At 37.1% G+C, this 5,985-nt stretch carries 6 protein-coding genes; 2 read left to right on the top strand and 4 right to left on the bottom strand.

All coding sequences use genetic code 11. The annotated features are described in order from the left end of the window. A partial coding sequence (locus tag ACJML3_RS01005) for a glycogen/starch/alpha-glucan phosphorylase (RefSeq protein ID WP_406019844.1) occupies window positions 1-830 on the top strand: 830 nt, incomplete at its 5' end. A 206-nt stretch (window positions 831-1,036) separates the two neighbouring features. Here the strand turns inward: ACJML3_RS01005 and ACJML3_RS01000 are convergent. The 3 genes from ACJML3_RS01000 to ACJML3_RS00990 are packed head-to-tail and all read right to left on the bottom strand — an operon-like array spanning window position 1,037 to window position 3,874. Beyond that, a complete protein-coding gene (locus tag ACJML3_RS01000; protein WP_406019842.1) occupies window positions 1,037-1,456 on the bottom strand; it encodes a rhodanese-like domain-containing protein in 420 nt (139 codons plus the stop codon). Further along, window positions 1,457-2,887: a bifunctional D-glycero-beta-D-manno-heptose-7-phosphate kinase/D-glycero-beta-D-manno-heptose 1-phosphate adenylyltransferase HldE gene (gene hldE / locus ACJML3_RS00995; RefSeq protein ID WP_406019840.1), complete on the bottom strand. Its 1,431-nt coding sequence runs from the start codon at window positions 2,885-2,887 to the stop codon at window positions 1,457-1,459. 15 nt (window positions 2,888-2,902) lie between these two features. Next, window positions 2,903-3,874, bottom strand: coding sequence for an SIS domain-containing protein (locus tag ACJML3_RS00990; protein ID WP_406019838.1), 972 nt, complete (start codon window positions 3,872-3,874; stop codon window positions 2,903-2,905). A 253-nt stretch (window positions 3,875-4,127) separates the two neighbouring features. On the opposite strand from ACJML3_RS00990, the gene ACJML3_RS00985 reads away from it, so the two are divergent. After that, on the top strand, window positions 4,128-5,534 hold the full coding sequence (locus tag ACJML3_RS00985) for an MFS transporter (protein WP_406019836.1): 1,407 nt from the start codon (window positions 4,128-4,130) through the stop codon (window positions 5,532-5,534). A gap of 102 nt (window positions 5,535-5,636) precedes the next feature. Here the strand turns inward: ACJML3_RS00985 and ACJML3_RS00980 are convergent. Continuing rightward, a partial coding sequence (locus ACJML3_RS00980; RefSeq protein WP_406019834.1) for a TolC family protein occupies window positions 5,637-5,985 on the bottom strand: 349 nt, incomplete at its 5' end.

Genomic DNA, 5,985 nt, shown 5'->3' with positions numbered 1-5,985 from the left:
CTAACGCAATGTTCGACGTTCAGGTAAAGCGTCTTCACGAGTACAAGAGACAGCACTTAAATCTGCTTTACATCTTATCTCTATATAAGAGCTTATTAGAGAATCCTGATATGGGTATTCCATCACAGGTATTCATCTTCGGTGCTAAGGCTGCTCCTGCATATACTCTTGCTAAGGACATCATCTATGCTATCAACGCAGTTGGTGAAAAGATCAACAACGACTTACGCATCAAGGGTAAGTTAAAGGTTGTATTCTTACCTAACTACCGCGTAAGCTTAGCTGAGAAGATCATTCCAGCTGCTGATATCTCAGAGCAGATTTCAACTGCAGGTTATGAGGCTTCAGGTACTTCTAACATGAAGTTTGCAATGAACGGTGCTTTAACATTAGGTACTATGGACGGTGCAAACATCGAAATCGTTGAGAAGGCTGGTATTGAGAACAACATCATCTTCGGTTTATCTGTAGAAGAAGTTCAGTCTCTAAAGGCTAACGGTTACAACTCATGGGATTACTACAACTCTAACTCAGAGCTTAAGTCAATCCTTGATTGGTTAGATACCGATTACTTCACACCAGGTCAGCCAGGTGCATTATCATCAATCAAGCGCTCATTATTAGACAATGGCGATCCATTCTTAGTATTAGCAGACTTTGCTTCTTACAAGGATGCTCACCAGAGAGCTCAGGCTATGTTCAAGGACAAGCAGCGTTGGGCTAAGGCAGCTATGATTAACTCTGCTACAATGGGTATCTTCAGCTCTGACAGATCAATGCACGACTACGCTCGTGACATCTGGAACTTACAGAGCAAGAATGTTGACTAATTCATAGTTAGTTAAATTCAATAAATCCCCTGAATTAAAGTTCGGGGGATTTTTTTGTCTAAATATCATGAATTACTCAAATAAGGTTAATATTTAAGTATCGTAGTATGTATGTGTCACTCGTCTTAGATTGCCTTTGTGTGTAGTTTTTTAATGCAAAAAAGCCTCTACAAATGTAGAGGCTTAGATGTATTACAAAACTTTGTTTATTTTTCTGGATATGCTCTTTCGTATGGCCAGGTGCTTATTCCACCTGCATCAAGAACATAATAATATCCAAGTGAAATCAGTTTGTCTGCAGCAGTTTTAGAACGGCGACCAGATCTGCAGTAAACAACAACAGGTTTTGATAGATCAGAGCCTATTACATCTTGAGCAGTCTCTTTGCTGATTGAGCCTAAAGGAAGGAGTTTTGCTCCTGGTATATAGCCAGTTTCAAATTCTTCTTTCTCTCTAACATCAACTAAAACAACTTTGCCTGTACCTATAAGAGCATAGGCAGTAGGATGATCAATCTTTGTGTAGCCAGCGTTGATTGTAAAGGTATTTTCAGCCATTGTATTTCCTATATATGATAAGCAACATATTAATGAGGCTGCAGCAAGGAATCCTTTAATACGATTCATTTACTTTACCTGTGATTGAATCTTTTTGACTATATTGGTAGTTGAGCATCCATCAACAAATGGAATAATGATTACTTTACCACCATCAGCAAGAACTTCTTTATGTCCTGCAATCTGTTCAACCTTATAGTCTCCACCTTTGACTAATATGCTTGGTAGAACTCTTGAAATAAGTCTTTGAGGTGTATCTTCCTCAAATGATACAACATAGTCAACACAACCTAATGCTGCAAGAAGCTCCATACGCTCTTCTAGTGGAACAATAGGTCTTGTAGGTCCTTTTAATCTTGAAACTGAAGCATCTGAATTAACAGCGATAATAAGTGCATCACCTAATGCTCTTGCCTGCTTTAGATAGGTTACATGACCTTTGTGCAGAATATCGAAGCATCCGTTTGTCATAACAACTTTCTTACCCTGCTTTTTCAGATCACTAACTAGTGAAACAAGTTCATTTTCACCAATTACGCCGCACTTTTCATCTGGATTGTTCCTTCCAAGAGCATTGTATAACTCAGATGGAGATACTGTGGAAGTACCAATCTTACCGACAACTATACCTGCAGCACAGTTAGCCAGTTCACATGACTGAACAATATCTAGACCTGAAGCAAGACATGTTGCTAGTGTACCGATAACAGTATCGCCTGCACCTGTAACATCATAAACTTCTCGAGCATATGTAGGCAGATGAACAGCTTTCATGCCAGGTCTTATTAAAGACATGCCATCTTCTGATCTGGTTACAAGAAGCATCTTGAGATTTAGTTCTTCAATAAGAGCTAAAGCCTTTTGCTCTAAATCTTCATCATTTTTTACTTTTCCAACAACAGCCTCAAATTCAGACATATTTGGGGTAAGTAAAGTGGCACCTGAATACTTTTTAAAATCAGTTCCCTTAGGATCGATTAAAGTTGGCAGATTATACTTTGATGCAATTTCGATCATTTTACTTACACATGATAAAGATCCTTTACCATAGTCAGAGAAAATAACCACTTTTGTATCTTTGATTGAATCTTCGAATGCTCTTAATACCTTATCTTCATCAAGATTTGAGAATGAATCTTCAAAATCGAGTCTTAAAAGCTGCTGGTTTCTGCTAAGAACTCTTAGTTTTGTAATTGTAGGATGAGTCTGAGTAAGCACAAAATCAGGAGAAATATGATGTGATCTTACGATTTTCTCAAGGATTTCAGCATTTTTGTCTTCACCGACAATACCGACAAGATTACAAGGTGCGCCCAATGATGCAATATTGATAGCAACGTTTGCTGCACCACCTGCACGATCTTCTTTATCAGTAACTCTGACTACAGGAACAGGTGCTTCAGGCGATATTCTGCTGCTAGGTCCCTTCCAGTAGCTGTCGAGCATTACATCACCAACAACTGTAACTTTTCCTGTGAATGAGAATGATTGATTTGTCATAGTCTTATTTCCTGATTATAGAATTCCTGCACGCATGAGATCATGAAGATTGAATGCACCGATTGGGTGATTGTCATCATCCACAACAACAAGAGAGTTGATCTTAAGTTTGTGCATGAGTGCAAGAGCATCTGCTGCAAGATCGTCAGATTTTACCTTGCCTCTAACAGTAGAACTCATCAGTTCTTTAATATCTGTGTTGATAGTGGCTCCCTTCTCAAGAGAACGTCTTAAGTCACCATCAGTATAAACGCCGACAAGTTCATTTGAATCATTGACAATGCAGATAAAACCAAGTGTTTTTCTTGTCATTTCAAAAAGGGCGTCTTTTAGTTTTACATTGTCATGAACAACAGGAATTTCTGTACCCTTGTGCATAACATCCTGGCAGTGTACAAGAAGTCTTCTTCCTAAGGCTCCACCAGGATGAGACATTGCAAAGTCGCGCTCTGTAAAGCCTCTAGCTTCAATCAGTGCTACAGCAAGTGCATCACCTATGGCAAGTTCTGCTGTAGAGCTTGATGTTGGAGCAAGATTAAGAGGGCATGCCTCTTTTTCAACATGAGCACTTAATGTAACATTTGCGGCTTTTCCAAGAGATGATTCAACATTGCCTACAATAGCAATCAGAGGGATCTCTCTTCTTTTGAGAATAGGGATTAGGATCTTTAATTCAGAGCCTTCGCCAGAATTTGAAATAGCGATTACACTGTCATCCTTACCAATCATACCAAGATCGCCATGTGCAGCTTCACCTGCCTGAACGAAAAATGACTGGGTACCGGTACTAGCGAGGGTGGATGCTATCTTTGATGCAATATGACCTGATTTACCAACACCTGTAAGAATAACTTTTCCTTTGGTGTTCATCATAATCTGGCACGCTTTTACAAAGTTTTCATCAATTGCAGGGATTAGATCTAGTAAAGCCTGAGCTTCCTGCCTTAAAACTTTTATGCCGGCACTGATACATGACTGTGAAAACATTGAATAACTCCTAAAAATAACTGCCCTATATTTTATCAAAACTTTATATATATTGAGGTGATAAAAGAAAATATTACTTAACAATATGTTTTAAATTATCAGTAAAGAAATTTTTCAAAAATAAAAAATCAGGCTGTATTTAATTTTTCTGATATATTGTCTCTTTTTTATTTTTATTGACCTTATCTTGTTTTACCTGACATGTAAGTAGGCTATAATTCAATAAAAAAATATCCTATGAGAATACATACATATGAGACAGAGCAGTACTAATAATCAGACTAAGTATCAGGTATATATCTACATTCTTACTGTTGCAGTGATGTGTACCATATTTGGTTTTAATTTAGGTGCTCTTATTTCAACCAAGCTACGTCTTGTTAATATTTTTATGCTGGAAATCTATGACATTGACAGCATGATAAATACATTCTTGTTAGGATCATTTGTAGGTTCATTTCTCTGTGGCAGACTTATTGCTCAGACAGGAAGACTTCAGTCAATATTAGGTGCATTTATTATTGGTGTGCTTGGACACAGTACTTCTGCAATGTCGCCAACCTTCAGTACTCTTTTCATATCAGAATTTGCTGTAGGTGCCGCATTTGGAATATATCTTCTGGCAGCTACATGTTATGTTGTTGAATTAGCTCCTGCATCTAGCAGGGGCATGTGCTCAACTCTTATTGGTGTATTTTTCTGTTTTGGCCTTTTAATCGCATTCTTATTAAGAAACGTAATTGCACACAGCAATATCATGGTTGTTTCAACAGTTATTGTTTTTTGCATTCCTGTTCTTCTTTATGCATATGCAAGACTTCCTGAAAGTCCAAGATATCTTTCTTTATCAGAGTCATCAGATAGAGCATTATCAGTTCTGATTAAGCTTAGAAACAAGAATTCAGAAGCAGCAAGAGAGCTTGCTGCTATCAATGAGTGTGTTCTAGGTGAGGACAGAGGTATCAATCTTTTCTTTAAAAGCTCTGTATACCGTTCTGTTATATGGATCCTTTTATCAACAGCACTTTTAATTTTCTTTCAAGGCTGTGCAATCATACCTTTGATGACATCTGAACTTTGTAAGATTTACAATGCTGCTGTAGGTTCACTTATGCCGCATGAAAGATACGAACTTAACTATATACTGATAGGCTCCATATTTATCGGTATTCTACTGGCATCAATTTTAAGTTCATATCTTGTAGACAAGGTTGGTCATAAGGCAGTAATGCTTGGTGCATGTACGTTTAATGAGGTATTACTGCTATCATTATTCATTCTTTTGTCACTAATGAACAGACAGTTTGGTCCATATGCATTTGCCTTTGTTCTTCTGCTTTTTTCCTTTTCATCTGTAATACTGCTAAATGTATTCATTACAACACTGCTACCTGAACTTTTACCTTTAAAAGGAAGAGAATTTGGTCTGTCAGTATGTCTGATTACTTGTTATGCAGCAATCATGCTTTGCATGTATCTGTTCTCAAGAACAATGCACAACTTAGGTATTCAGTTCATGATTTCCTTCTTTGTTATCATAGGTGCAATTTTGTATGTTGTACTTAAGGTAGTAATACCAGAGACAAAAGATCAGATGTTAGAGCAGATGGAAAATACTATATTCAATGAGCGTTCTTTAAAGGCCATTGATAAAAAGTAGCTAAGTAGTAATCAATTACATATTTACAAAGTAAATCTGGTTTTATCCATACAAAAAAAGGCTCATACTAAAAAAGTATGAGCCTTTTATGCTTTTAAAAGTTTACTTTCTTAAAGCTGCGTTAATCTGCTCAACATGCTCTACCTTTAAATCACCCTGTGAATAGAGTAGAGATAGTCTTGAAACAATATACTGATATCTTGCAGCAGATGCTTTTTGCATTGCGTCATATACATTCTGAGTTGCATTTAGAACATCAGTCATTGTTCTTGTTCCTACATCATAACCTGCGATAGTTGCATTTAAAGCAGACTGAGCAGAAATTGCTGAATTGCTATAAGCCTTAACAGAGCTGATTGAAGCATTAACATTGTTATAGCTGTTATTTACATTAGCAATAAGCTTTCTATGTGCCATTTCTAAAGCTTCTGAAGCCATTAGATACTGAGCT

This window comes from Succinivibrio sp., from assembly GCF_045124615.1.
Classification (GTDB): domain Bacteria; phylum Pseudomonadota; class Gammaproteobacteria; order Enterobacterales; family Succinivibrionaceae; genus Succinivibrio; species Succinivibrio faecicola.
The sequence above is the reverse complement of the archived record's forward strand: the minus strand, read 5'-3'. Positions and strand labels throughout refer to the sequence as shown.

What these genes read in the sequence shown, in the direction of transcription:
- ACJML3_RS00990 (WP_406019838.1), bottom strand. Translation starts at nt 3,874, where the DNA reads ATGTTTTCACAGTCATGTATCAGTGCCGGCATAAAAGTTTTAAGGCAG.
- ACJML3_RS01000 (WP_406019842.1), bottom strand. Translation starts at nt 1,456, where the DNA reads ATGAATCGTATTAAAGGATTCCTTGCTGCAGCCTCATTAATATGTTGC.
- hldE (WP_406019840.1), bottom strand. Translation starts at nt 2,887, where the DNA reads ATGACAAATCAATCATTCTCATTCACAGGAAAAGTTACAGTTGTTGGT.
- ACJML3_RS00985 (WP_406019836.1), top strand. Translation starts at nt 4,128, where the DNA reads ATGAGACAGAGCAGTACTAATAATCAGACTAAGTATCAGGTATATATC.